This is a genomic window from Glutamicibacter sp. MCAF14, from assembly GCF_052114325.1.
GTDB classification, from domain to species: Bacteria; Actinomycetota; Actinomycetes; order Actinomycetales; family Micrococcaceae; genus Glutamicibacter; species Glutamicibacter arilaitensis.
The window spans coordinates 107558-131985 of sequence record NZ_JBFREO010000003.1 but is presented as its reverse complement, the minus strand read 5'-3'; the positions used below and the strand labels follow the sequence as shown (position 1 = coordinate 131985).

Below are 24428 nucleotides of genomic sequence, written 5' to 3'. Positions count from 1 at the left end.
CCGATAAGCTTTGGTCAAGCGCCCACGAATTTTGAACCATTAGGAGAAAACCATGGCTGATTCAGCCCGCGCCGCACGCCTGGCTAAGCGCGTACAGGTCCTCATGGCCCAGTCGTTGCGCACCGTCATCAAGGACGAGCGCATCGACAACGTCACCGTGACCGACGCCCGCGTCACCAACGACCTGCAGCACGCTACGGTGTACTACACCGTCTTTGGCGATGACGAGATGAAGAAGGACATCGCAACCATGCTGGAAAAGCGTGGCGGTGCCCTGCGCAAGGAATTGGGCCGCAACTTGACCATCCGCCTGACCCCGACGTTGGCTTTCGTAGCCGATGAGATCCCAGAGGGTGCATCGCACCTGGAGGAACTGCTGGCCAAGGCCCGTGAGAAGGACGCCGAGGTTGCAGCCCTACGCGAAGGCAAGGACTTCGCCGGTGACCAGGACCCGTACAAGAAGGACGAGGACGCCGAAGAAGCCTAAGGGCTTGTGAAGCCGGCCTCTGCCTGGAACTACGCCCCGGCCAGCACGCACTGCGTGCTGGCCGGGGCGTTGTACATTAATCCCGGTTCCCCTCACAGCGAAGCGCTAATCCTTGCCGTACTCTGGTCGCCGCGTCCACGGTGGGATAGCGTGAGCAGAAACCATCGGATCCGATCAAAGGTGCAGTCAATGCCAGAATTCACCACCACGCTCAGCGCTGTTGTCGGGAACAACGTGGGCATCATCGTTCCTGATGACATCGTGTTCGGGTTTGGCCGCGGCAAGCGCGTGCCGGTCACGGTCTGCATCGACGGGGACTACACCTACCGCAACACCATTTCTTCCATGCACGGGCAGTTTCTGATTTCATTCAACGCCGAGACGCGGACGGCCACCGGCAAGGGCGCCGGCGATGAAATCAGTGTGAAACTCGAACTGGACGAAGAGCCGCGCACCGTCGAAGTGCCCGAACCGCTAGCGGTGCTGCTCGCCGCCGAGCCGGAACTGCTCGATGCGTGGAACCAGCTGTCCTACAGCAAGCAGCGAGGCCATGTGGATCCCATCATTTCGGCCCGTGGCGAGGACACCAGAACGCGCCGGGTGGAGAAAGTCATCAAGACGCTTCGCACGAATATAGGGGAAGATACACGAGATTAGTAAGCAGCGGTAAAGAAGCCGCTGCCCTCAATAATGGGTTCTGTCGCTGGTGAGAATGCGACTTGAAGCTGGCTGATTGAACTGCCCGCTTTGAAAATGAAGAAGCTTCCGGATATTGAATTACACAACCAGATTTGGAAGACGCCGCATAGGCAACAGCAAAGCCCTGCCAGGTTCGCCTAGCGGGGCATTGCTGCGCCCTGCCACGGTCAGTAATCGGGGAACAGCCTGGCTAGGACCACCTCTGACCCTCGTTGATTGAAGTGAGGTACGTTCCGTTCGAAGTGCGGGTATACGACCGAACCGAAGGATCATAATTGGGTTCACTTAGCAGTTGAGCGTTCGTGCTGTCTCATGGCGTTAGCGAGATATCAGTTTTCTGTGGACTAAGTTTTGCTCAAAACTCACCGGACAGAACTATCTCAAGGGGAGAACGAAGACAGCGCTGTCGCGTTGGGTCAGCGTCGGTGGCATCGTGAGCTGCAGGCGGTACCAGAGCTAATCCCGTGGAACACGCAGATGCCTAGTCTGAATCGCCCTGATGCCGATCCAGATGCGGACGCAGGTCTTCCAGGGCGCTTTTAAGCCGCGCGAAATTTGCGGCGCCGATCAACTGCGCCCAGCGGCGTTCGATGCCCTGTTCAATACCGCGAGCGGCCTGCTGGGCGGCCAGTCCTCGAGTAGTCAGCAGTACGCGTTGGGCGCGCGCATCGCTGGGGTCCGGCTGCCGCAGCACCAGGCCGGATCTTTCGAGCTCCTTGAGCAGATAGGCCGCGCTTTGCTTCGTGATTCCAGCGGCGTCTGCCAGTTCCGTGAGCCGGCTGCCCTGCTGGGCAATGCGCGCTGCCAGTCGGCCCTGCGCCAAGGTGAATTGGAAGCCTTGTTCGTGCAGGGCTGTGGCGATTTCCTCTTCGAAAGCACGCTGGGCAATGAACAACAAAGTTCCGACCGAAAGTTGTTGAGGGGGATCCATTGACATAGTAGTCAGAATACCTGACTATTTAGTCAGAGTCACTGACTGCTTTGGAGGATGTGTGGGCGATGAACGAAGAACAGATCTGGGAGGCCATTATTGAGCAGCGCCTGCAGCTGGCAGAAATACTGCGGACGCTGGGTCCGGAACAATAGGGAAGTCCATCGCTGTGCGATGGGTGGACGGTGCAAGACATTGCGGCACATGTCATCAGTTCCCCGCAGCTAACCGGCGGTGCCATGCTGAAACTGATGCCAGCGTTGCTGCGCCATGGATACAACGGAATGACCTTGCGCGATGGGCAGCGCAGGGGACAAGCAGGTGTGCCATCCATCCTTGAGCAGTTCGACCGCTTTGCAAGCATTGCGCGCGGGCCGGCCATGGTGGGTTCACGGGAGACCCTGACCGATACGCTGGTGCATATCCAGGACATCGTGCGTCCGCTGTCAATCGAGCACAGCATGCCACCGGAGGCAGCCACCGAAGTGGCCCACCGGCTTGCCCGCACCGGAATAATGCTGGGCAGCCGAGCAATCCTCAAGAGGGTGCGCATGAGCGCAACTGACGTCCAATACAGCCAGGGCACCGGTGAAGAAATCTCCGGGCCGATTGCTGAACTGGTCATGCTGCGCGCTGGAAGAGCACCTCGCTGGGACCAGCTGGAAGGAGCCGGCGTGGAGCTGGCCCGGCAGATGTGGCTTAAACGCCAGCGGCATTCTGCCTAGCGCAACGGCAGTGGAACGAGTTGCCGGTATGCTCACTGCACCGTGAACTGCAGACGCTGCCAGCCGCTGGCGCCATTGGGTACCGGGTTGGCTTTTTCGCTGGTCTGCAGCTGTCCTTGCGCGTCATAGGCCCGCACTGTGGCTGAATGCATGCCGGGGGCAGCATCTTTCCACGCGAACCGCCACTGCCGCCAGGTATCCACCGAGGCCTCGGCTGCCAGCTCGGCATCTTCCCACGGAGAGTCATCGATCTGCACCTGAACGCGCGAGATGCCCCGGGTCTGCGCCCACGCGGTTCCGCCCAGCACCACCTCGCCGGCAGGGACCTTGGCGAACGGGCGGGGCGTGTCGATCCGGGAGGACATCTTGATTGGACCGCGCTCGGACCAGCCACGGGTAGTCCAGTAGGCAGCCTTGTCCTGGAATCGGGTGACTTCCAAATCCACCACCCATTTGGTGGCCGAAACATAGCCATACAGGCCCGGAACCACCATGCGCACCGGGAACCCGTGCTCAAAGGGCAACGGTTCGCCGTTCATGCCGATGGCCAGCAGCGCCATCCGGTCATCGGTCAGGGCCTGGATCGGAGTGGAAGCACTGAAGCCGTCATGCGAGGTCGAGAGAACCATGTCAGCCCCGTCCTGCGGCACCGCACGCTCAAGCAATTTGCGCAACGGATAGCCCAGCCACTTGGCATTGCCTACTAGATCGCCGCCAACAGGATTCGAGACGCAAGTCAGCGTCAGATAGGTTTCCACCAGCTCTTGGTTCAGCAGTTCGTCGAAGCTCATGGTGAATTCGTTCTCCACCATGCCGTGAATTCGCAAGGACCACTGTGCCGGGTCGATTTGCGGTACCGAAAGGGCGGTATCGATTCGGTAGAAATTCTGGTTCGGAGTCACGAATCGGGGCATATTTGCCTCATCAATCTGAACCCCAGCGGGCAGGGCCTTTGCCTTGGTTCGGGCTGCAGGCAAGCGTAATGCCTTTCGTGCAGCATCGGCCATGTTGCGCGAAGCGGAGAGGGATGTCGAAACGCCGGTAGCAATGGCAGCGGCAGCCAGCGACAAGGCTGAGCTGAGCAAGAAAGTTCTGCGGCTAGGGCCGTGGCTGCCGGCATCTTCGCCTGGACGTGCTGCAGTGGCTGAGGCCATCCGGTTGAGCCACTGCAGAACACCCATGCCGGCAACCGCGCCGAGCACCGTCGGCAGGACATCGATCAGGCTGGTGGAGGCACGAGCGACCACAGCGCTTGCCATTACCACGGCTAGACCGATAATGGCGGCGCAGGCCAATGCGAAACTTCGCTTGGCCAGAAGCCCGACCAACACGGACAGTACCGTTGCCACCACACCTATGGAAATGAACAGCGCCAGCTTGTCGTTGGTGCCGAAAGTTGCAATGGCGAAGTCCTTGAGCCATGGAGGAGTCAGATCGATGATGGCCGAGCCGAGGGCGAAAAATGGTGATGAGGCGCTGTTGAAAAATGCCGAGGCGAATTGGGCGACAGCGAACATGACTGCCGCTGCACAGAATCCAGCCACCGCGTGGAATACGAGAACTCTGCTGTTGCGTTTCTTGGAAATGCCCACTGCCACTCACCTCATGCGTTGCGATCCATGTTCCCCTGCGGAATACAGGGGAACAACCACTCATAGTGTTTTCGGAACAGGCAGCGCTGCGGATTGGAATGGGCTACAAGAAATTGTGCAGATTTACAGCGACTGGACCATGATGGGATCTGTTGTCGGGGCAGGGGAGCCGGTGGCCGGCTCGACAGTGATCCCGAAGTGCGTGACTCCCTGCATGGGATCTGAAAGCATGATCATGCCGTCGGCATCGCCACCAGCGAGCATACCCGCAGGAATCGCCCCATCGGACGAAATCAGCCACAGCTCGTAGCCTTTGTCGCTCGACAGCTCGGGCATGCCAGAAGTGGATACTGCCATCAGGCCCTCAGCAGCGGAGTAGGACAATGTGATGCGAGCCCCGTCATCCAGTGTCTGGGTTTTCGACTTGGCATCGGGAGCGCTGAGGATCTTGGTGAGCTCTTCTTGATGCGAGGCCATGGCAGCCAACTTGTTTTCAAGCTCGCGCTGCTGGGAGGTTTGGTTAATAGCTAATCCGCCCAAGGCCACCGCTGCTAGCAGCAGCACGCCTGCTGCCAAGGCGAAGAAGCGTTGCGTACCGCGTCCTGATCCTGCCTGCGGGGCCGGAGGTTGCACCGGGGAACCGGATTCAATTTCAGCGTCACTAGTTGGAGCGCTCACGGGGGCGCTGTCCGTGGCAGGCTCCTGGTCCTCAGCGGGAGGCAACTGCTCGGTGGTGCGGATGGCGGCCATAACGCTGCTCTTCAGCCGTGCCGGAGGAGCGATCGGCTGTGCATCAAGGCCTAGCAGCCCAGCAGTTTCCTGCAGGGCATCGAGCTCGTGGCGAGCCGGGGCGGAATCAGGATACTGGTTCAGCTCTTCGCGTTCATGTTCTCCCAAAGCATCCAGGGCGAAGGTATCGGTCCGCTCGTTCTCATGCTTGTCCATTACGCCACTCCCATCAGGTCTCGAAGTTTGCTCATTCCATCGCGTATTCGCGTTTTGGCGGTTCCCACCGGTATTTTCAGCATCTCGGCGACTTCCAGGTGGGTATATCCGCCAAAGTAAGCCAGGTGTATGGCCTCGCGCTGCGGTACGGTGAGCCGTTGCAGTGCTTGGGAGACGCGCTGGGCTTCATCTTGCAGGATGGCGTTTTCTTCCACGTCATCGTAACTGTCTTCGAAGTCCTTGATTCCAATGCGCAAATCCCGTGCCTGGCTTGCTTGGCTCGAACGCACCCGGTCCACGGCCCGGCGGTGGGCAATGGTCAGTAGCCACGAAGCGGCGGTGCCTCTTGCCGGATCAAATCGCCGGGCCTGTTGCCAGGCTTCGACGAAAACTTCCTGGGTGACTTCTTCACTCTGTGCCCTGTCGCGAAGCACCCGTAGCACGAGTCCGAAAACTCGGGAAGCCATGGCATCGTAGAGCAATTCGAAGGCAGACTCTTCTCCCAACGCGACCTGTTGCATCAGGGCGTCTGGTGTTCGAACGGAATCGTCTTCCATGGCGTCGAGTCTATTTGAACTCATGAATCCTAGAGTCTCACGCATCGGTGTCAATCGGGTTGTTTGCTCAGGCGTGGCGTTTCGCGAAAAGTCCAGCCTCGGGAATCAATCACTCATTGCACCAGCGAAGGTGATGCCTGGATTAGACTCCACGCATCACCTTCATGCCGGCGGCCTTGCGATTCTGCTGATGCTACTTCTTGGCTGGCGGCATCAGGACGGTGTCCACCAGGTACACGGTAGCGTTGGCGGTCTGCACGCCACCGCAGATGACCGAAGCGCCATTGACCTCGAGGTCGTCGCCGCTGCCGGTGACTTCTACATCCTCGCCCTGGACGGTTGCATGGGTTCCGGGAAGATCATCTGGTGCGATCTGGCCGGGAATCACATGGTAGGTCAGGATGCTGCTCAGGGTGTCCGCATCCTTGGCCACAGCGGCCAGGTCATCCTTCGGGATTGCGGCGAATGCGTCATCAACCGGAGCGAAGACGGTGAATTCGTCGCCATTGAGGGTGTCGACCAGGTCAACGTCCGGGTTCAGCTTTCCGGAAACTGCGGAAGTCAGCGTGGTGAGCAGCGGGTTGTTGGAAGCTGCAACGGCCACTGGATCCTTGGCCATGCCTGCTACCGAACCCTCACCGGTTGGCACTGCTTCGGCGTAGGCGGCGCAGCCGCTGCCCACGAGATTGCTTGCCGGATCCATTGCAGATTTGCTTGCCATCGGCGAGCTGCTTTCCGATGCGGAGGCGGTGGGTGATTCCATGGTTTCCGAACCGGTCGAGCAGGCGCTCAGTCCCATGGCGGCGACTGCGATGAGCCCGAATGCTCCAGCGACTTTGCTGTATGTGCGCTTCATGATTTTCTCCTTGCTTCGCCGCGACTGATGTCGTCGGTCCTTTTCCTGTCCGTGCGGATCAGGTTGTCAATGAGCATTCGGGGCTGGATGCTCCACGGATTGGATTCTTTTGAAAATATTTTTGCTTCCTGCCGAAAACCCGAGAAAACCGCAGGAACTGCTTGCTGGCGAACCGGGTCTCGGGCACTTGAAGCCCGCATTCTGGGCGAAGGCCGGAGCGTTGCCGGCCGGTGGGAATGGGCAGCGAGTGGGATCTGCCACGCTTGTTCCAGCGGGCAGGCTAATTTCCGGTACAGCCCATATACTGGAAGGCGTGAGTAAAGCCGGGCAGAACACTGAAGAGCAGGCCTCAGGCCTCGTATTAGTCGACAAAGACCAGGGAATGACGTCCCACGATGTGGTGGGCCGCATCCGCAGGCTTGCCGGGACCCGAAAAGTGGGCCACGCAGGTACCCTGGACCCGATGGCCACCGGCGTGCTGGTTATCGGCGTAAACAAGGCAACCCGGCTCCTTACCTACATCGTCGGACACGACAAGACCTACACCGCCACCATCCGTCTGGGACAGAACACCGTCACCGATGATGCCGAAGGCGAGATCATTTCCGAGCGCATTGCTGCTGCGGTCAGCGACGAAGACATCGAACGCGAAGTAGCAAAGCTGCGCGGCGACATCGAGCAGATCCCCAGCTCGGTCTCGGCGATCAAGGTTGATGGCAAGCGCTCGTACGCCCGCGTGCGCGCTGGCGAACAAGTGGAGCTCAAGGCCCGGCCGGTAACCATTTCGCGATTCGAGATCCATGAAGTGCGCCGCGAAAACGGCGGCAAGATCCTGGACGTGGATGTCACCGTTTCCTGCACGTCGGGAACCTACATCCGTGCACTGGCCCGCGATCTGGGCGAGGCGTTGAATGTTGGCGGACACCTCACCGCCCTGCGCCGTACCGAGGTCGGTCCGTACAAGATCGAACTCACCCGTACCTTGGAGCAGCTGGCTCGGAAATTCGAGATTCTCCCGATTGAAAAGGCCGCAGCTGCGCTGTTCCCCAACCGCACGGTCAGCGTCGATGAAGCAGTGGAGCTGTCCTTCGGTCGTACGATCCCTGCCTCGCACCTGAGCATGGATGTTGCTGAAGGCCAGACCGTTGCCGCTTTCGCTCCCAACGGCGTGCTGGTTGCCCTGTTGGAAGACAAGGGCGAGAAAGCGCGCACCGCCTTGGTCTTCACCGCCAAGTAATCCTGAAAGGACCTAGCTTGATTTCCTTGAATGGATTCTTCATCGCCGGTGCGGTGATCTGCGCGCTGGCACTGGTGGTGGCGGTTATCGCTACCGCCATTCGAAAGCACCCCGATGACTGGGCGCTCATCGGTGCGGCTGCCACCGAGCTTTTCCTGGTTATCTATGGGATCTCGGCTGCCATCCGCCAAATTGGCGGTAATCAGGTCCAGGGCGATCCGGTGGAATTCTGGGGGTATCTGATCACGGCGTTGGTCATGCCGCCGGTGGCCTTCTTCTGGGCTATCAGCGAGAAGAGCCGCTGGTCCAACTCTGTGCTGGCCGCATCAGCCGCCGTCACCTTCGTAATGCTGTTCCGCATGGAACAGATCTGGCAGTAGGAGTACTTTGATGGGCGAGAAGCCACGCAACTCACGGATCATGCAGGCCGCGCAGAATCGGAACGCCGATAAAGCTCCGAAACCGAGCCGGACTACTGGCCTGGGGCGAGTGATCATTGCCGTCTATGGCATCCTCGCGCTGGCCGCCACCGTGCGGGCGGTGTACCAGATCATGAGCAAATTCGATGAGGCGCAGGTAGCCTACAGCTTGTCCCTGATTTCCGGATTGATCTATATCGTTGCCACGTTCTCACTGTCTTCAGCCAAGCGTGGCGCCTGGCTGGTCTCGCTGTACGCGGTGGGCATTGAATTGGTTGGCGTTATCGTGGTGGGCATCTTGTCGCTGACCCATCCCGAAGTTTTCGCGCATCCATCGGTATGGAGCGGCTTTGGCGAGGGCTATGGATACATCCCACTAGTCTTGCCGATTGTTGGTTTGTGGTGGTTGTACCGTAACCGTAGTGAGCGTCACGCTTAAAGACGTGCAAGAATTACTTCGGTGGGTTTTCATTCACCACAAGAGTTTTGTGTAAGGAGCAAAGTGCACTATTGGAAGGGCTTGGATGCCGTCCCCGCGGATATGGCTCCCACTGTCGTGACCATTGGCAACTTTGATGGCGTCCACCTTGGGCACTGCGAAGTGCTGGACGCAGCTGTCACGCAGGCCAAAGCACGCTCTGCTCAATCGGTGGCGATCACTTTTGACCCGCATCCGGCCTTAGTGCACCGTCCCGACGATGCTCCCGAGCTGATCATGGGCATCGCAGATCGCGTGGATACCTTGGCCAGCGTTGGCTTGGATGCCACGCTGATGATCCACTACACGCTGGAATTCGCTGATCAAAGCGCTGAAGATTTCGTGCGCTCGATCATTGTGGAAAAGCTCAATGCCGTAGCCGTAGTTGTCGGACACGATGTGCGTTTTGGACATGGCAATTCCGGGGACTTCAGCTACATGCAGGAGCTGGGAACCAAATACGGTTTCGACGTAATTGGCGTGGAAGACGTGGGGGACAAGCGCCGCTTGTCTTCGACCTGGGTTCGCGAAGAACTGGCAGCCGGCAATGTCGAAGCCGCCGCCGCAATCCTTGGCCGCCCGCACCGCATGCGCGGGGAAGTAGTGCATGGGCATGCCCGGGGTCGCGAGCTTGGATTCCCTACCGCGAATCTTGATCCCGAAGCCACAGGCATTATCCCTGCCGATGGCGTGTACGCCGGTTGGGTCATCGACGAGGCCGAAGTGCGGTGGCCAGCGGCAATTTCCGTGGGCTCAAACCCGACCTTTGAAGGCGTGAAGCGTGTGGTTGAAGCCCATGTGATTGATCGCCCGGAAGAAGGCGTGGAAGACTTCGACCTATACGGGCAGCAGATTGTTGTGGAGTTCATTTCCCATTTGCGTCCCATGGTGGCTTACCGGGGCATCGAAGCCTTGATTGAACAGATGACTGAGGACGTTGACCAGGCACGCGCGGTCTTAGCTACCGAACGCCACTGAATTCATGGCTGAAATACCTTCGTTGCCGCAGCGGGCTTTCGTGGTGGGCGCGCAGCGTCGCACTGAACTAGCTTCTGCGTTCCAAACAGATGCCGAAAGCTACGACAAGATCCGGCCTTCCTACCCGCAGGAAGCCTTGGACTTCACGTTGCAGCACCAGCCGTCCACGGCGATTGATATCGGTTGCGGTTCGGGGATTTTCACCGAACAACTGGTCAGCGCAGGGCTGGAGGTCAGGGCTGTAGATCCATCGGCAGAAATGCTCTCGGTGCTTTCCCAGCGCCTGCCCCAAATCCAGGTCACTTGTGCTCCGGGCGAGGACACCGGGCTGGCTAGCGACAGCGCGGATCTGGTGACCTATGCGCAGGCTTGGCATTGGGTGGACCACCCGAAAGCCAGCGCTGAGGCCGCCCGCTTGCTTCACGATGGCGGCTGGCTGACCCTGTTGTGGAACCAGCTGGATGTTTCCATTCCGTGGGTGCACCGTCTGGCTCGCATCATGCATGCAGGGGATGTGCACCGGCCAGAGCTGGAACCACCGCTGGGTGCGCAGTTCCAGAAACCGGAACATGGCATCTGGCACTGGTCCATGCCGCTGGAATTCCAAGAAATTATTGAACTGACCAAGTCCCGCAGCTACTATCGCAGGTCGTCGGAGGCTACCCGCGCCAAAGTGGAAGCAAATTTGGATTGGTATTGGCACGAGCATCTGGGACATGAGCAAGGTGAAAAGGTGCAGGTGCCGTATCTCACCCATGCCTGGAGGTCCCGCCGGCGCACACGTCGGTGATATGATTGACGATGGTTCTCGCTGCAGTCCGCGGTTGCGAGTTTCCACCGCGAACGTTTTGGCGTTCGCACTGACTTATGAACGCGGTCCAACTCTAGGAGTTTGTTATGGCATTGGATGCCACTATCAAGAACGAAATCATCAAGGCTTACGCTACCCACGAGGGTGACACCGGTTCGCCTGAGGTTCAGATTGCCGTCATGTCCCGCCGTATTTCGGACCTGACCGAGCACCTGAAGATGCACAAGCATGATCACCACACCCGCCGTGGCCTGATGGCTCTGGTTGGTCGTCGTCGTCGTATGCTCGGCTACCTGAAGAACACCGACATCGAGCGTTACCGTTCGCTGATCGAGCGTCTGGGCCTGCGCAAGTAGTCCTCTGCTTCAGAGCAAGAAAAATCCCCGTCTCCGCTTCAGGAGACGGGGATTTTTCTTAACCTCCAGGCCGTGGGACCGCGTCATCGGCTTCTGAGTCGTCGGCACGAATCTCGAATAATGATCTCCAAAACAGCATTCGCATAGATCTCTGCACTCCAGATACGGCATTGCCGGCAGGAAAAAGACGGAGTTGGCTTCCGAAAGGGCCCTGAAGCTACTCGAAAGGTTAACACCGCAATTTATTACCTGGCTGGTCGGTGCTGCCTTTGTTATCGGAGGAGCACTAGTTCTCGGAGGAGCCCTAGTTCTCGTAGCCGGTAGGGCTATCTCCAAGACCATCAAGGAGAACAGCAAGAAGAGCAAGCCGAAGAAGCGCGACTGCTACCTGGCAACGTGCAAGGGCAATATGATCTTCATCAGCGCCAAGGGCCTGACCAAAATCAAGGATGTCACCCGCGGCAAGAAGGGGTGCAGGTGGCGCTACCACCCGAACAAGCGGAATACTAGCGTTCATCTCTTCTACGGAATCTCGACCTAAGAAATAACCTGCACGAAGCACTGGTGTCGCCAGCTACTGTTGGCGGCACTAATCGTGTTTCAATTATGAAACTATGACTGACTACCAAGAACTCCTGCAAGCCGCTCGTGCGCACTACGGGGTTTGTGCTGCTCCACGCGTGTCAGAAGCTGCAGCACTTCTCGCTTCGTTGGGTGGCAAGACATTTGATTTCGCCAGATTTGCGGACGGTCTCATCGATGAATACGTGGACCCAACGTACGTAGTTGCAGCTTACGACATTTCCGACCCAGAGCTCCTCGCTTCCCGGTCCTTGCCTATTGAACGCGAAATGATGGAATGGCCTCCCGAAGAAGATGAAGACATCTACGACGTTGTGTTCACTAAGGACGAGGAGCTGTGGAACACGATTCAGGATGAGCTCAGCGGCATGAGACGAGCAATTGTCTTGCTGGAGGAGGCTGAAGGAGACCCACAGGCAGTAGGAAACTTCCGTGTTGTGGGATTCGCCCAGTGGCTTCGTGAAACTCTCTGGGCCGCTACCGGTGTTGTTCCGCGAGATCCAGGCGGACCAGATGAGAGCGCTACTCTGTATGAGAAGGCTTTTGCGTTGCATGGACGGCCAGGTTGCGAACCAGACCCAATCGATTGACGAGCATTATCGGGCTCATACGAGACACCTGCCAAGCTGCTCGCATCACCAGTCTTGCCTTCGGTAAGGGCACAGCTAGTGCCGCATTTATTTTCCTTGCGCAGCTGCTTTCGCTCGTGTCCGCCGGGAGCCGTCATATACACCTGACCAGTAACAGGTTGGGCGTTTTCGTGCTGCTGCGCAACAGACCGGTGCCGGCTCTGCTCCGATTGTGCTTGTTCCTCGTAGCATTATGCGTTCCAGCTTTGCTGGCTCTAGCCGTTCGTTTCCTGCAGGTTGGAAGTGCCTGGGTGCAAATAGCAGGATTCGGCATCAGCGCTTTGCTGATGATCTGGTTGGCTGCAGGCATGGCAACCATGGCGCGTCAAGGAGAAGTAGCTCTGGACATCCGTGGTCTACCTGTAGGGGAGCTCTACATTCTCTCTTCGCTTGCTCAAATACCAGGTTCAACCTCCGGAGTGTTAGCCGATCTTCGCTCAGCCATTTCGGTCTTGCCGTCTAAGTCCGTGGTGGCAGCCATAGCTGCGGATGAAACCATGGCGATGCGATACGAAAAACTGGGGTTCACACGAGGAAGCGGACTGCAGGTCTTCGTTCAGCGGTAGCCCGCTTCTATACCTCCCGGTTCAGCCTTCCAGATGGCTGGGCTCAAATCTGCTTGTACCTTGATGCGCCCGGTCAGTATTGCTTCAGCTACGGGATGCGTCATATCAAGGCCAGTGGAAGTTAAAAACTCTTGGATCCGCGAAATTACGCGGATCCAAGAGTTCTTTATGAATCTTCAGGCTGCATTACATTTTTGCTTATTCGGCTTCGTCTTGAGCGGCTGCTTCGGCTTCAGCGGCCTTCTCTTGGTGGATCACTTCGGCCAAGAGCTTTTCCATTTCCTTGGCGACACCGGCCGCGGAGGCCGGGTTCTGTCCGGTGACCAGGCGTTCGGAGACTTGGACATTCTCTTCGAAGTTATCGGCGGCAATATGCGTGGCGCCTTGCTCGGTGAGCTTGTCGGCCAAGAAGAACGGAATGATCTTGTCCTTGCCTACGGCGACCTCTTCATCGTTGGTGAATGCCGCAACGGTTTTGCCACTCAAGAGCTTCAAACCATGATGCAGTTCGACATCAAGCAGACCGGCCGGGCCGTGGCAGACCGCACCGACAACGCCGCCCTTGTTGTAGATGGCGCCGACCAGCTTTTGCAGTCCTTCATTGTCCGGGAAGTCCCACATGGTGCCGTGGCCTCCAACGAGATACACCGCGTCATACTGTTCGGGATCGACGACTCCCACCCGGGCGGTGTTGTACAGGCCGGCTCGGGTCGTTTCGTCTTGGGTGAATTGCACCTGGATCGGGTCATCCTGATCCACGGTGTCGCGTGGCGGCTGTCCACCCTTGATTGATGCGAAGTCGACGAAGTGACCGGAATCCCGGAACACCTTCCAAGGATGGGCGGCTTCTGCGACGTTGTATCCGGTGGGCTCCTTGTCCTCACCGATTTCGGAAACGCTGGTCAGGACCATGAGGATTTTCTTCAAGGCGTGCTCCTTTCGCATTCGTACCTCCACCCTTGTACAAAGGGCGGGCCGTCGCAAGGGTTGCACGCCAGTTCCCAGAATTCCTTATCGAAGTTCCAGCGCGTGCTAAGTTCGGCGTCGGCGCAGAAACACAAAGGCCAAAGCGGCAATCACCACAACGAGTACGGAAAGAACCCAAAGCCCCGTCGCGAGACTGGCCGCAGCAGCAATGGATCCGACCAGCAACGGACCACCGGCATCGCCCATTTCGCGGCCCAGCTCGGCAGATCCCATGGTGCGTCCCATGCGTTCCGGGGCCGTTGACGCGGCTAGATGCGCGAAGCCCAGAGGGGTGGCGATACCGATGCCGAGGCCCGCTAAAACCGCGCAGGCAAAGAGCGCCGACGTGCTTGGCCACGCAGCGGCAACAGACAAGCCCGCAGCGATGAGCAACAGCCCGCCGACCATGCCGGCATGTGAGGAAATCAGGGCCTCATCCTTCAGCTTTCCAGCCCAAGGCTGGATCGCTGCGGAGCTCAATGCCAAGACCGAAACGATGCCCATGCTCAGCCCATTGTCCAGACCCAACTCGGTGCCCAGCAAGGGCAGGAATCCGACAGCTGTTCCCAGCGCGCCGGTGGCCGCTGCAAGGACGAGGGTGGGCATGAGAAAACCCGGTTCCATCGTTTGGCGGGCAAGATCCTTGATGGTGTAGCGGGTCTTGGGAAGAACCGGGAGCGCCGGCATGCTGCGCCATACCCACAGTGAGGCAACAAGAGAGATTACGGCCATGGCCGCGAACAGGGCAGGGAAACCGCCGAAGTGGATTAGCAGTGCGCCAAGCAGCGGGCCAGTGACGTATCCCAGGGTTTTCCAAGCCCCGTAGCGTCCGAAGTAACGACCGGTGTTCTTTCCCGACATTCGTGCAACAGCGGCCGACGCGGCTGGTGAGAAGGCCGAGGCCGCGGCTCCTTGCCCGAGTCTTACCAGCCCCAAAGCCAGTGGCGTCTGCGCGAAGATACCGATGGACGACATCAGGGTGAAGACGATCAGCCCACCGATGATGACTGGTTTGGAGCCGATCTGGTCGCTGAGCGTACCGAAGATCGGTTTGAGGATGACTTCGGCGAGATCATATACGGCCAGCAAAATTCCCAAGGTGAGCAAACTGGTGCCCAGAGAACCGAATTCGGAACCGAGGCCTGCCGCGATGCTATGGGCGCCGAAAGCCGTGGTGAAGCCGGCTGCATATAGGGGAGCGACCGTGGTTTTCTTCAACGCGGGAGTGCTCATATGAAATGTCGTCCTGACTCACCGAGCGAGGCGCCGTCCCGGGTACAGGACAAGGTCTGTGGTGTTGTCGGTGATGAAGAAATGTCAGTCACGAATAGAACTTAACAGCTGTTTAGCCTTGGTGGAAGATCCGTGACTTGCATCGACATTTTTTGGAAGTTATCTCGAAACAGGAATGCCAGCAGGGAAGGCACAGTGAGAAGCGCTGCGGTGAAAGATCAGACAAGCGAAAGTTTCAATTTCAGCCAGCTCCTAGGAATGAAAAGTGTAAGCGAATCCGGAAGTGAAATTCCCCTGACGTCGCGATGAAAAATTCTGTCATGCGGAACTAATCTTTCGTTTTCCTCCTATTGAGAGGATATGCTGAGGTCTAGTTGGAACATCCCATTGAGATGAAAGAGAGTCGTCATGAGCAAGACTGTTCTTCAGCGCCACCTGTTCGGACCAGGTCCATGCAATCCCTATCCAGAAGCAACGGCGGCTCTCGGCCTGCCATTGCTGGGACACCTGGATCCGGAATTCATTGCACGCATGGATCGCGTCGCCAATGGCTTGCGCACTCTCTGGGGCACCGAGAACTCGCGTACCTTGCCGTTGAGTGCCACCGGCTCGGCCGGCATGGAGGCGGCTTTCGTCAACACCATCAACCCTGGCGATGTCGCTGTCATTGCGATCAACGGCCTGTTCGGCGAGCGCATGTGCGAAGTTGCATCCCGCGTCGGAGCCGAAGTGGTCCGTGTAGACCATGAGTACGGCACCCCGATTGATGCCCAGCGCGTTGCCGAAGCGCACCCGAACCCAGCTGTCATCGCCGGCGTCCACGCAGAAACCAGCACCGGTGTGGTTTCAGACATTGCCGCGCTGGGTGCAATCAAGGGCGATGCCTTGCTGATTACCGATGCAGTGACCTCCATCGGCGGCATGCCAGTGCTGGCCGATGAATGGGGTATTGACATTGGCTATGCCGGCACGCAGAAGTGCATTGGCGTTGCCCCTGGTCTGGCACCGTTCACCATTTCGGATCGGGCTTTCGAGCGCCGTGTCGAAAAGCCGCAGTCCTGGTACTTGGATCTAGGGCTGCTCGGCGGCTATGCCACCGGTGCTACCGGAGGCCAGCGCACCTACCACCACACCGCGCCGGTATCGATGGTGGCTTCGCTGGAAGCCGGTATTGACCGTATCTTGGCTGAAGGCCTGGATGCTGTGACCACACGCCACCAGGAAGCTGGCACCTTGCTGCAGGAGGGCCTGCAGGAAATGGGGCTGGAGCTTTTCGCCCAGGAAGGCTTCCGTCTGCCGCAGCTGACTACGGTCAACGTTCCTGAAGGTGTTGACTCGGCAAAGGTCCGTGGGTACCTGCTGGATCGCTTCAACATTGAAATTGGAGGTGGCGTCGGCAAGTATGCCAGCACCGTATGGCGCATCGGCATGATGGGGCCTAATGCGAATCCGGGATCGGTAGCACTGTTGCTGACTGCGCTTAAGGAAGCGATCGACAAGGCCTGAGCGTTTTAGGGCCTGCGATCCTTTGACATGAATCGAGGCGGGACCGACCAGGAATTCCTGGTTGGCCCCGCCTCGTGTTTTTTGTGGTCAGCTCAGCCCAACTGCTCCTGCTCATGGGCAAAACGCAACTGCACTGAACCATTATTGGATGACAGTGCGGCGTATCCGCCGATTGGCAATGTGAACATGGGCGAGGTGTGCCCGAAATCGAGGTTGGCCACGACCGGGATGCGCTGCAGAATCGGGTGCTTAGCGATAACTTGCTCCAAAAGACTGCGGGTAATGCCGGATTCCAACTGGAAACGTCCAATTGCCAGCCCGGTGATGAGGGCGCCAGCAGGCGATTGCAGAATGGAAGCAAGCTTCCGAGCGACTTCGTGGATGTCTTCTGAGCTATCTTCTTCGATGAACAGTATCGTTCCGTCCAAGGACGGCATGAATTCGGTGCCCTGCAGCAGATGGAGGGTTCCCAGGTTTCCGCCAATGACCTTGCCGGTTGCCGTTCCCGGGGTGAGGACCCATGGACCTTCGGTCGTGTGTACAGTCCTGTGGTCTTGATCCATGAACCACAAGTCATCGGTGAACTCGCTAGTGTGCTCAATTGACCATGAATGCTCGTGGGTTGCGGTTTGGAACCATTGTCCAGTTGGTTCAAAATGATCGCGCATGCCAAAAGATGACCAATGCGCACCGACGTAGGTGACCAATCCAGTTTTGGCGTGCACCGCATTAGCTAGAGCGGTGAAATCGGAATATCCGCAGAAGACCTTGGGGTTCGCTGCGATCAGCTCCCAGTCGAGGTGGGGGAGCAGTTCGTTTGAATTGAAGCCTCCAATCACCGAGATGATTCCAGCCACCGATGGATCGGCAAAGGCCGCGTGCATGTCGGCTATGCGAGAAGAGATTGGCGAGCTGTCGAAACTATCATTCTCATCAACGTGCTTGCCGAATTCCTGCTTGACTCCCATGGCAGCGAAGCGTTCATTGATCCACTTCCTGTTGTCGAACTCCAGCACAAACGTGCGGGAGCAAGATGGTGCGATGGCCCGGAGGGTGTCTCCGGTGCGCAGTCGAGCAGGAACTATCGACGGTGCCACTTGAGTTTGCATGCATTTAGTTTAGGCGTTGACATGGTTCATGAAAATGGTAAGTGCAAATTAATAGGCGCTGAACTGAAGAACTTTTCGCAAAGATTAATAGTATTCCGCGTCAAGGACTGGGAGATCTGTGAAGAATTCGCTAACGTGGGGCGGGATAGATCTATTTCTCTAAGGAAAGTTGGAAATCAAGTGAAGTCTCTCTTCGACTTGGAATTCAAGCGCTTCATTACTCCGTCGATCATCAAGATCGTTTACATCCTGGTCATGATCTTGCTGGCCATCGGATACATTGGACTTGTCGTTACGTCCTTCCAAGCTGATGCCTTGCTCGGCTTCTTGATGTTCTTAATCGTGGGACCGCTGTTCGTCCTGATCTACTTGGTGATGGTTCGTGCAGGACTCGAGTCCTTGATTGCGCAGATTCGTACCGCGGAGAACACCGCTGAGCTTGTTCGCTTGGCTGGTGGCACCCCGCCAGCAGACGGCGGCCCGCGCCCATTCCCAGGTAATCCTCCAGCTCCACAGCAGCCTCAGGATCCAACCGCCAATGGCGGCAACACGCCACCGGCTAATCCATACCAGAAGTAATCCCAACAAAGACTGGCCCGCACCAAGGTGCGGGCCAGTCTTTTATGTGCAGTCCGGTAGAACAAAGATTTACCAGTTGCTGGACGCCTTCAAGGACAGCACAGGACAAGAGGCCTGGAGCAGAATCCGTTGGGCGTTGCTTCCCATGAGGAATTTGCCCATGGGGGTCCGCTTGCGCATGCCGATTACGATGAGCTCCGCTCGTTGAGCGCGAGCTATATCGAGAATCTGATCAGCTGCATCGGCACCTTGCGGATGGCGTTCAATCCAGAAATCGATACCGGCTTCGGAAAGCCGAGCTTCCAAATCGTGGAATTGTTTCGCATCAATGAGCTTGTCATCAATGAGCTGGTCGCCTTTTGACGTGTTCACCACGATGAGTCGGGATTCACGGCATTTAGCTTCGAGAATGGCCCGGGCTAGGGCGCTTTCACCTTCAGGCGAGGGAATGTAACCCACTACGACCGTCATGATTCATCACTTTCAGCAGCGTTGGTATGCTCTGTTCTCTTTGCTGATGGCTCCTGCTCCGATGCAGAACCGGTACCGTGCAAGACTGGTTTCGCAGTCTCTGCCGCAGTGCCTGCCAACAGTGCGTCGCTGTCTGCGGTGCCAGTGCCGCGCTTGCGTCGAATACTGGAAATCACGACAGGCAAAAGCAACAGGATTGCAATGAGCACATAGATGCCAACTGCAAGCGGCTCGCTCCACAACCCAGAAACTTCACCGGCGGAAAGCTGGAACGACTTGCGCAACTGTTCCTCGGCCATGGGGCCAATAATGACACCCAAGATCAGTGGCAGCACTGGAAGCCCGAAGCGGCGCAGGGCAAAGCCCAGCAAACCGATTAGCAGCAGCAACCAGAGATCCGCGACCTGCATGTTCACGGAGAATGCACCCAGTGTTGCGAAGAACAAGATCCCGGCGTACAGATACGGGCGAGGAATCTTCAGCAGCTTGGCCCACAGCGGCGCCAACGGCAAGTTGATCAGCAACAGCAAGGTGTTGCCGATGAACAAGCTGGCAATCAACGCCCACACCAAATCTGGCTCATTTTCGAACAACAGAGGACCGGGCTGGATTCCTTTCATGGTCAAGAAAGCCAGCATGACCGCAGCAGTAGCGTTGGTCGGCAGGCCCAAGGCCAGCATTGGAGTCAAGGTGCCAGCGGCCGAAGCGTTGTTGGCCGCTTCAGGTCCTGCAACGCCCTCAATGGCGCCGTGGCCGAACTCTTCAGGATGCTTGGACAGCTTCTTTTCCGTGACGTAGGAAAGGAAAGTCGGAACTTCTGCGCCGCCGGCCGGCAAGGCACCAAAGGGGAAACCGAACGCGGTGCCGCGAAGCCACGGCTTCCACGAACGCTTCCAATCCTCTTTGCCCATCCAGGGGGCTCCTACGGGGATGGTACGTGCCGGGCTGGTACGCAGGTGGGCGGCAATCCACAATGCTTCACCGATGGCGAAGATTGCGACGGCCACCACCACGATGTCCAAACCATCTACCAGTGGTGCGAATCCAAAGGTCAGGCGCTGCTGCCCGGAGACCGGATCCATGCCGACCAGGCCAAGGGCCAACCCCAAGCCAAGGGCTGCAAAGCCGCGGATCTTGGAGGAACCCAAAACAGCAGTCACGGTCACCAAAGCCAAGACCATGATGGCAAAGTAGCTCGGTGCGCCAAGGCTCACCGCGAACTTCACCACGATCGGCGCGACCGTTACCAGCAAGGCAGTGCCGATAGTGCCGGCGACGAAGGAACCAATGGCAGCAGTGGCCAGTGCCTGAGCTGCACGTCCAGCTTTGGCCATTTTATGGCCTTCAATAGCCGTGATCACCGTGGCAGATTCACCGGGGGTATTTAGCAGAATCGAAGTGGTTGACCCGCCGTACATGCCGCCATAGTAAATGCCGGCAAACATGATCAGCGCGCTGGATGTTTCCATGCCGAAGGTCAAAGGCAGCAGCAGTGCCACAGCCATGGCAGGTCCGATGCCAGGCAACACGCCAACGGCGGTTCCCAAGATCACGCCGGCGAAAGCGAAAAGCAAGTTGACAGGGGTCAGCGCCGAAGCGAATCCGCCCATCAGTAAATCTAGAGTTTCCATTTAGAGCACACCCGAGAGTATTCCGGCTGGAAGCTTGATGCCCAGACCTAGATAGAAGCCGTAGAAAGAACCGAAAGCCAGCGCCAGGGAAATGACCAGCGTCAAAACCCAGCGCCGGGCACCCAGGCAGGTGGCTGTCCCAAAGAACATGATCGTTCCGGAGATAACCCAACCAGCCCAGTTCACAATCAGCAGGTTCAGCATGAAGATGCCGATCAGCGGAATCAGGACTTTCCAATCCGAAGGCTGGCTCAGATCCACATCCTCGCCTTCTTCGCCCGTCGCGAGGTTTCCTCGCAGCACGGTGATAGCCAAGGCAATGGCCGAAAGAACCAGAATGCCCGACACGACGTAAGGCAGGGCCTTGGGGCCTACAACGTCTGCCTGGGAGTACGTCACATGGAGCTGCGACGCATCAACAAACACAATGATGCCGACGATAAGAAGAAACGCGGCGAACAGGAGTTCGACGCGTTTCATCTTTGCGGTGCTTACTTCGCTCACGCCAGACCCAGGGTCTTCAGAACGCTGGCTACGCGCTCATCCTGCTCAGTGAGGAACGTAGAGAACTCTTCACCGGTCATGAAGGCATCGCTCCAGCCGTTGGTGGCCAATGCTTCCTTCCATTCGGCCGAGTCATGCATTTCGGTGATCAGCTTGACCCACTTGGCCTTGTCTTCTTCGGAGATCTCAGGTGGTGCGACCAAGCCACGCCAGTTGGAGAAGACCAGATCGATATCAGACTCGGTCAGGGTTGGGGCATCCACGCCCTCCAAGCGTTCTTCACCACTGGTGGCCAGTACGCGAACCGAGCCCTCTTCGATCTGCTGCATGTATTCGCCGGCGCCGGATGCCGCGAACGCCAGCTTGTTGCCCAGGATGGCTGGCAGCAGATCGCCACCGCCGTCGTAGGATACGAAGTTCACGTCCTTGGGATCAACGCCCACAGCTTCGGCCAGCTGCATTGGCAGCAGGTGGTCCGGACCGCCTGGGGACGAGCCGCCACCGACCGAGAGCTTGCTCGGGTCTTCCTTCCAAGCCTTGACTAAGTCGTCAATGGTCTTGTACGGAGAATCCTTGGAAACCATGATCGCTCCTGGCTCTTCGATGAGCTTGGCGATCGGCGTGGTTTCGGTCAGCTTGGCTTCGGTCTCGTTGGTGTAGCTGGCGCCCACGACGCCCAGGCCCATGAGCATGGCCAGGTCGCCATTGCCCTTTTCATTGATCATGCGGGCCAAGCCGACGGTGCCGCCGGCACCTGCAAGGTTGAAGACCTCTGGGTTGCTGGCCAGCGACGCATCATCCATGACCTTTGCGGCCACGCGAGCGGTGGTGTCGTAACCTCCACCTGGAGTGTTAGGCACCATGATGCGGAGGTTCGCGATAGGTCCCTTGGATTCTGCAGCATCGCTGCTGGAGGATTCTGAGGTCACGCCGCAGCCAGTGGCGGTCAGGGCCAGAGCGGCGGTGGCTGCCAACGCAGTCAGCACACGGAAGGATTTGAAGGGTTTCATGGGAATTCAGCCTCTTTGCTTTCATCGGGGTTTGCCAGTGATAACAACTTATGCGCGGTACGAAGCCACGTCACTCTTGCGTACGCAAAGAAAATACTGTTCATTGTGTAACCGGAAAATGTGATCTGAACCATTGGAATCTTCGGTAAAGTAGCACAGTGCCCGTGAATCGCCGGACGCATGGCCGGCCCAGTCCAAGGGCGGAATTATGGAATATTGGGGGCGAAGCAATGGGCGCCGTGCGCGATTGGCTCACTAAAATGCACACGCGACGCAAGATCACCCTTGCTGGGCAGTATCTCGTATTGCAATTGCTGATCATCGCAGTGGTGCTGGCCGGGGTCATTACCGTATCGCTGACCCAAGCCACCAATAACTTCGAAAAAATCGAGGGCCGCCGCAGCCTCTCCGCCGCAGAATCGCTGGCCGCCAACCCGCTGTTGCGCGTTCTCCTGCCGGAAGCGGAACCCGAAATGGGCTCGGCGCTGCCGGCCATGGGCGAATCCGTGCGCAGCACCTCGGGACTCCAATTCGTGATCATCGCCGATCCGCGAGGCACCGTCATAACTTCAAGCTTCCCAGATGAAGTAGGAACCTCGATACTGCACCCTGAATCCGTTGTCACACAGGGCCGCGGATGGACCGGGGAGATCTGGCGCAACGGCAACCACGTGCTGATTGCCCAGGTTCCGGTGCTGGATGATGAAGGCAAGATGGTGGGGATCATCAGCGCCGGGCAAGGCTATCCCAGCACCACCGAGATGATCCAGGAGATCGCGCCCAGCGCCTTGATCACCTTGGTCATTTCCCTGCTGCTGGGAACAACCGGCTCGGTGCTGCTGGCCCGACGGGTCAAGCACCAGACCCGTGGAATGGAACCACGGGAAATCGCAGAGCTCTTCGAGCATCGCGAAGCTCTGCTGCACGGAGTCAAAGAGGGAATCATCTCCATCTCGCCGGACTACCGGGTGATGCTGGCCAACGATGTGGCCATTGAACTGCTGCAGCTGCCGGCCCACTGCGTCGGCAAGACCTTGGATGAACTGGACGTCGTTCCACAGGTGCGGCACGCGCTGACCACCAGCCAGGAACAGCCGGACCGGCAATTCCTTGTCGGCGAGCGCGTATTGGTCTTCAACCGCATGCCGGTCAAGACAGCCAGGAAGGACCTGGGATCGGTCACGACCTTCCGCGACAAGACTGAACTGACCCTGCTGGAACAAGAGCTTGGAGACAGCAAGGCCACCGCTGACATGCTCCGGGCGCAGACCCACGAATTCGCCAACCAGCTGCACGCCATTTCAGGGTTGATCCAGCTTGAGGAGTACGACGAAGTCGTGGGGTTCATCGATGGGGTCAGCTTCAGCCGCAGCAGGATCTTCGAGGATGTCTCCGCCCGGATTGCAGAACCCACGATTGCCGCATTGCTGATTGCCAAGTCCAGTGTGGCCACCGAACGCGGGGTGCACCTGCAGATGGCGCCGAATTCAACGCTGGGCAGATGCAACGACCAACTGGCACGGGATTTGACGACCGTGATCGGCAACCTGGTCGATAATGCGATGGACGCGGCCGCTTCAGTCCCGAATCCAGAGATCCAAGTCGGTATCGAAGACACCAATGACATGGTGCGGATCGTCGTGAGTGACAATGGTGAAGGGATCGCCGAGGATGCCATCGATGAGATCTTCACCCAGGGCTTCTCCACCAAGGACAGCGCTGTCTCCGGCGGCAGGGGCTTTGGACTTGCCATCAGCCGCCTGGTTTGCCGACGCCGCGGCGGGGAGCTCGCAGCTGCCAATGCCAGCGGCGCCCGGTTTACCGCTACGCTCAGGAAGTAGGACGCAAGAAGTGATCAAAGTACTAGTGATCGACGATGACTTCATGGTTGCCAAGGTGCACGCAGGTTTCGTCAACAGCGAGCCGGAGTTCACCGTGGTTGGCGTCGCGCACTCGGCCGGGGACGCGCTCAAGGCCGTCACCGCCATGTCCCCGGATCTCATCTTGCTCGATATCCATCTGCCGGATATGAACGGACTGGACCTGCTGCAGCGGCTGCGCGAAGTCCAGCCGGATCTGGATGTGCTGGTGATCAGTGCGGCGCGGGAAATGGATACCGTGCGCCGTGCGCTTCGAGGCGGCATAGTCCACTATCTGATGAAGCCCTTCTCACGCGAAGATCTGCGCGAGCGGCTGGAGCACTACGCGAAGACCTACCAGCCGATTGGCGATGCCGCAGACAAGGAATTGCAGCAAGCCGATGTGAACAGGCTGTTCGGACTTGGCGGGAACAAGCGCCGGCCGCTTCCCAAAGGCTGCAGTGCCGAAACCATGGAACTGGTCGAGAACATCGTCAAAGACGCTGCAGAGCCCATATCGGCCACGGAAACAGCCGAGAAGCTAGGAACTTCCCGGGTCAGCGCTCGCCGGTATTTGGAGTACCTGGCAGAAGAAAACCTGGCCCAGGTGAATCTGCGCTATGGGGGAGTAGGGCGTCCAGAACGCCGCTATTCGTGGAACAGCTAGCTGGCGGCTTGGACAGATCCGCCTAGTAGGGGTCCGTCAAAGACG

27 protein-coding genes are annotated in these 24428 nt (G+C 58.2%); 15 read left to right on the top strand and 12 right to left on the bottom strand.

Annotation, left to right across the window (positions count from 1 at the left end):
* The first annotated feature begins 52 nt into the window (after window positions 1-52).
* Both rbfA and AB4Y71_RS06025 read left to right on the top strand, forming a co-directional pair.
* Window positions 53-487 carry a 30S ribosome-binding factor RbfA gene (gene rbfA / locus AB4Y71_RS06030; RefSeq protein ID WP_013348381.1) on the top strand — a complete coding sequence of 145 codons (435 nt, stop codon included), beginning with the start codon at window positions 53-55 and terminating at the stop codon, window positions 485-487.
* 189 nt (window positions 488-676) lie between these two features.
* Window positions 677-1144, top strand: a complete 468-nt coding sequence (locus tag AB4Y71_RS06025; RefSeq protein ID WP_013348382.1) for a YdeI/OmpD-associated family protein — start codon at window positions 677-679, stop codon at window positions 1142-1144.
* A gap of 523 nt (window positions 1145-1667) precedes the next feature.
* Here AB4Y71_RS06025 and AB4Y71_RS06020 read toward each other — a convergent pair.
* Entirely contained in the window at window positions 1668-2123 is a 456-nt protein-coding gene (locus AB4Y71_RS06020; protein ID WP_013348383.1) for a MarR family winged helix-turn-helix transcriptional regulator, read from the bottom strand.
* Window positions 2124-2284: 161 nt separating this feature from the next.
* On the opposite strand from AB4Y71_RS06020, the gene AB4Y71_RS06015 reads away from it, so the two are divergent.
* Window positions 2285-2842 carry a maleylpyruvate isomerase family mycothiol-dependent enzyme gene (locus AB4Y71_RS06015; RefSeq protein WP_441719214.1) on the top strand — a complete coding sequence of 186 codons (558 nt, stop codon included), beginning with the start codon at window positions 2285-2287 and terminating at the stop codon, window positions 2840-2842.
* 32 nt (window positions 2843-2874) lie between these two features.
* Here the strand turns inward: AB4Y71_RS06015 and AB4Y71_RS06010 are convergent, their stop codons facing one another.
* The 4 genes from AB4Y71_RS06010 to AB4Y71_RS05995 form a co-directional block, all read right to left on the bottom strand.
* Window positions 2875-4359, bottom strand: a complete 1485-nt coding sequence (locus AB4Y71_RS06010) for a molybdopterin-dependent oxidoreductase (RefSeq protein ID WP_441719212.1) — start codon at window positions 4357-4359, stop codon at window positions 2875-2877.
* A 198-nt stretch (window positions 4360-4557) separates the two neighbouring features.
* Entirely contained in the window at window positions 4558-5379 is an 822-nt protein-coding gene (locus tag AB4Y71_RS06005; RefSeq protein ID WP_441718718.1) for an anti-sigma factor, read from the bottom strand.
* On the bottom strand, window positions 5379-5936 hold the full coding sequence (gene sigK, locus AB4Y71_RS06000) for an ECF RNA polymerase sigma factor SigK (RefSeq protein WP_441719209.1): 558 nt from the start codon (window positions 5934-5936) through the stop codon (window positions 5379-5381). Before sigK ends, AB4Y71_RS06005 begins: the two co-directional genes overlap by 1 nt.
* Before the next feature lie 193 nt (window positions 5937-6129).
* A complete protein-coding gene (locus AB4Y71_RS05995; protein ID WP_441718715.1) occupies window positions 6130-6792 on the bottom strand; it encodes a fasciclin domain-containing protein in 663 nt (220 codons plus the stop codon).
* 313 nt (window positions 6793-7105) lie between these two features.
* Between AB4Y71_RS05995 and truB the strand changes: the two genes are divergently transcribed.
* The 8 genes from truB (at window position 7106) to AB4Y71_RS05955 (ending at window position 12243) form a co-directional block, all read left to right on the top strand.
* Window positions 7106-8029, top strand: a complete 924-nt coding sequence (gene truB / locus AB4Y71_RS05990; protein ID WP_441718712.1) for a tRNA pseudouridine(55) synthase TruB — start codon at window positions 7106-7108, stop codon at window positions 8027-8029.
* Between the two features lie 17 nt (window positions 8030-8046).
* Window positions 8047-8409, top strand: a complete 363-nt coding sequence (locus AB4Y71_RS05985) for a hypothetical protein (protein WP_441718709.1) — start codon at window positions 8047-8049, stop codon at window positions 8407-8409.
* A 10-nt stretch (window positions 8410-8419) separates the two neighbouring features.
* Window positions 8420-8887, top strand: a complete 468-nt coding sequence (locus tag AB4Y71_RS05980; protein WP_013348390.1) for a hypothetical protein — start codon at window positions 8420-8422, stop codon at window positions 8885-8887.
* Between the two features lie 63 nt (window positions 8888-8950).
* Window positions 8951-9904: a bifunctional riboflavin kinase/FAD synthetase gene (locus AB4Y71_RS05975; RefSeq protein ID WP_013348391.1), complete on the top strand. Its 954-nt coding sequence runs from the start codon at window positions 8951-8953 to the stop codon at window positions 9902-9904.
* Window positions 9905-9908: 4 nt separating this feature from the next.
* Entirely contained in the window at window positions 9909-10694 is a 786-nt protein-coding gene (locus AB4Y71_RS05970) for a class I SAM-dependent methyltransferase (protein ID WP_441718706.1), read from the top strand.
* 107 nt (window positions 10695-10801) lie between these two features.
* Window positions 10802-11071 (top strand): 30S ribosomal protein S15, encoded by a 270-nt coding sequence (gene rpsO / locus AB4Y71_RS05965; RefSeq protein WP_013348393.1) that lies wholly within the window; start codon window positions 10802-10804, stop codon window positions 11069-11071.
* A gap of 193 nt (window positions 11072-11264) precedes the next feature.
* Window positions 11265-11612 (top strand): hypothetical protein, encoded by a 348-nt coding sequence (locus AB4Y71_RS05960; protein ID WP_441718703.1) that lies wholly within the window; start codon window positions 11265-11267, stop codon window positions 11610-11612.
* A gap of 73 nt (window positions 11613-11685) precedes the next feature.
* A complete protein-coding gene (locus tag AB4Y71_RS05955) occupies window positions 11686-12243 on the top strand; it encodes a hypothetical protein (RefSeq protein WP_441718701.1) in 558 nt (185 codons plus the stop codon).
* An 803-nt stretch (window positions 12244-13046) separates the two neighbouring features.
* On the opposite strand, the gene AB4Y71_RS05950 is transcribed toward AB4Y71_RS05955, so the two are convergent.
* Both AB4Y71_RS05950 and AB4Y71_RS05945 read right to left on the bottom strand, forming a co-directional pair.
* Window positions 13047-13775, bottom strand: coding sequence for a type 1 glutamine amidotransferase domain-containing protein (locus AB4Y71_RS05950; RefSeq protein WP_193058422.1), 729 nt, complete (start codon window positions 13773-13775; stop codon window positions 13047-13049).
* A gap of 105 nt (window positions 13776-13880) precedes the next feature.
* Complete coding sequence (locus tag AB4Y71_RS05945) at window positions 13881-15047, bottom strand: MFS transporter (RefSeq protein WP_441718699.1); 1167 nt, start codon at window positions 15045-15047, stop codon at window positions 13881-13883.
* A gap of 408 nt (window positions 15048-15455) precedes the next feature.
* Between AB4Y71_RS05945 and AB4Y71_RS05940 the strand changes: the two genes are divergently transcribed.
* The gene (locus tag AB4Y71_RS05940; RefSeq protein ID WP_441718696.1) at window positions 15456-16553 is read left to right on the top strand and encodes a pyridoxal-phosphate-dependent aminotransferase family protein; all 1098 of its coding nucleotides are present in this window, start codon (window positions 15456-15458) and stop codon (window positions 16551-16553) included.
* 92 nt (window positions 16554-16645) lie between these two features.
* On the opposite strand, the gene AB4Y71_RS05935 is transcribed toward AB4Y71_RS05940, so the two are convergent.
* Window positions 16646-17662: a S66 family peptidase gene (locus AB4Y71_RS05935; protein ID WP_441718694.1), complete on the bottom strand. Its 1017-nt coding sequence runs from the start codon at window positions 17660-17662 to the stop codon at window positions 16646-16648.
* A 180-nt stretch (window positions 17663-17842) separates the two neighbouring features.
* On the opposite strand from AB4Y71_RS05935, the gene AB4Y71_RS05930 reads away from it, so the two are divergent.
* Window positions 17843-18241, top strand: a complete 399-nt coding sequence (locus AB4Y71_RS05930; RefSeq protein ID WP_102598039.1) for a DUF4282 domain-containing protein — start codon at window positions 17843-17845, stop codon at window positions 18239-18241.
* Between the two features lie 69 nt (window positions 18242-18310).
* On the opposite strand, the gene AB4Y71_RS05925 is transcribed toward AB4Y71_RS05930, so the two are convergent.
* From AB4Y71_RS05925 to AB4Y71_RS05910, 4 genes are read right to left on the bottom strand one after another with little or no spacing between them, the layout of a single operon-like run.
* Window positions 18311-18712 (bottom strand): universal stress protein, encoded by a 402-nt coding sequence (locus tag AB4Y71_RS05925; RefSeq protein WP_441718692.1) that lies wholly within the window; start codon window positions 18710-18712, stop codon window positions 18311-18313.
* Window positions 18709-20343 (bottom strand): tripartite tricarboxylate transporter permease, encoded by a 1635-nt coding sequence (locus AB4Y71_RS05920; RefSeq protein WP_441687552.1) that lies wholly within the window; start codon window positions 20341-20343, stop codon window positions 18709-18711. Before AB4Y71_RS05920 ends, AB4Y71_RS05925 begins: the two co-directional genes overlap by 4 nt.
* The gene (locus AB4Y71_RS05915) at window positions 20344-20847 is read right to left on the bottom strand and encodes a tripartite tricarboxylate transporter TctB family protein (RefSeq protein ID WP_441718689.1); all 504 of its coding nucleotides are present in this window, start codon (window positions 20845-20847) and stop codon (window positions 20344-20346) included.
* Complete coding sequence (locus AB4Y71_RS05910) at window positions 20844-21857, bottom strand: Bug family tripartite tricarboxylate transporter substrate binding protein (protein WP_441718686.1); 1014 nt, start codon at window positions 21855-21857, stop codon at window positions 20844-20846. Before AB4Y71_RS05910 ends, AB4Y71_RS05915 begins: the two co-directional genes overlap by 4 nt.
* Before the next feature lie 260 nt (window positions 21858-22117).
* Between AB4Y71_RS05910 and AB4Y71_RS05905 the strand changes: the two genes are divergently transcribed.
* Window positions 22118-23698, top strand: a complete 1581-nt coding sequence (locus AB4Y71_RS05905) for a sensor histidine kinase (RefSeq protein WP_441718683.1) — start codon at window positions 22118-22120, stop codon at window positions 23696-23698.
* 10 nt (window positions 23699-23708) lie between these two features.
* Window positions 23709-24383, top strand: coding sequence for a response regulator (locus AB4Y71_RS05900; protein WP_441718681.1), 675 nt, complete (start codon window positions 23709-23711; stop codon window positions 24381-24383).
* Window positions 24384-24428: the final 45 nt, after the last annotated feature.

Coding starts and splice junctions, on each gene's coding strand:
- rpsO (WP_013348393.1), top strand. CDS start 10,802: ATGGCATTGGATGCCACTATCAAGAACGAAATCATCAAGGCTTACGCT.
- AB4Y71_RS05980 (WP_013348390.1), top strand. CDS start 8,420: ATGGGCGAGAAGCCACGCAACTCACGGATCATGCAGGCCGCGCAGAAT.
- AB4Y71_RS05910 (WP_441718686.1), bottom strand. CDS start 21,857: ATGAAACCCTTCAAATCCTTCCGTGTGCTGACTGCGTTGGCAGCCACC.
- AB4Y71_RS05945 (WP_441718699.1), bottom strand. CDS start 15,047: ATGAGCACTCCCGCGTTGAAGAAAACCACGGTCGCTCCCCTATATGCA.
- AB4Y71_RS05925 (WP_441718692.1), bottom strand. CDS start 18,712: ATGACGGTCGTAGTGGGTTACATTCCCTCGCCTGAAGGTGAAAGCGCC.
- AB4Y71_RS05905 (WP_441718683.1), top strand. CDS start 22,118: ATGCACACGCGACGCAAGATCACCCTTGCTGGGCAGTATCTCGTATTG.
- AB4Y71_RS05970 (WP_441718706.1), top strand. CDS start 9,909: ATGGCTGAAATACCTTCGTTGCCGCAGCGGGCTTTCGTGGTGGGCGCG.
- AB4Y71_RS06010 (WP_441719212.1), bottom strand. CDS start 4,359: ATGTTCGCTGTCGCCCAATTCGCCTCGGCATTTTTCAACAGCGCCTCA.
- AB4Y71_RS06020 (WP_013348383.1), bottom strand. CDS start 2,123: ATGTCAATGGATCCCCCTCAACAACTTTCGGTCGGAACTTTGTTGTTC.
- rbfA (WP_013348381.1), top strand. CDS start 53: ATGGCTGATTCAGCCCGCGCCGCACGCCTGGCTAAGCGCGTACAGGTC.
- AB4Y71_RS06005 (WP_441718718.1), bottom strand. CDS start 5,379: ATGGACAAGCATGAGAACGAGCGGACCGATACCTTCGCCCTGGATGCT.
- AB4Y71_RS06025 (WP_013348382.1), top strand. CDS start 677: ATGCCAGAATTCACCACCACGCTCAGCGCTGTTGTCGGGAACAACGTG.
- sigK (WP_441719209.1), bottom strand. CDS start 5,936: ATGGAAGACGATTCCGTTCGAACACCAGACGCCCTGATGCAACAGGTC.
- AB4Y71_RS05940 (WP_441718696.1), top strand. CDS start 15,456: ATGAGCAAGACTGTTCTTCAGCGCCACCTGTTCGGACCAGGTCCATGC.
- AB4Y71_RS05955 (WP_441718701.1), top strand. CDS start 11,686: ATGACTGACTACCAAGAACTCCTGCAAGCCGCTCGTGCGCACTACGGG.
- AB4Y71_RS05920 (WP_441687552.1), bottom strand. CDS start 20,343: ATGGAAACTCTAGATTTACTGATGGGCGGATTCGCTTCGGCGCTGACC.
- AB4Y71_RS05995 (WP_441718715.1), bottom strand. CDS start 6,792: ATGAAGCGCACATACAGCAAAGTCGCTGGAGCATTCGGGCTCATCGCA.
- AB4Y71_RS05935 (WP_441718694.1), bottom strand. CDS start 17,662: ATGCAAACTCAAGTGGCACCGTCGATAGTTCCTGCTCGACTGCGCACC.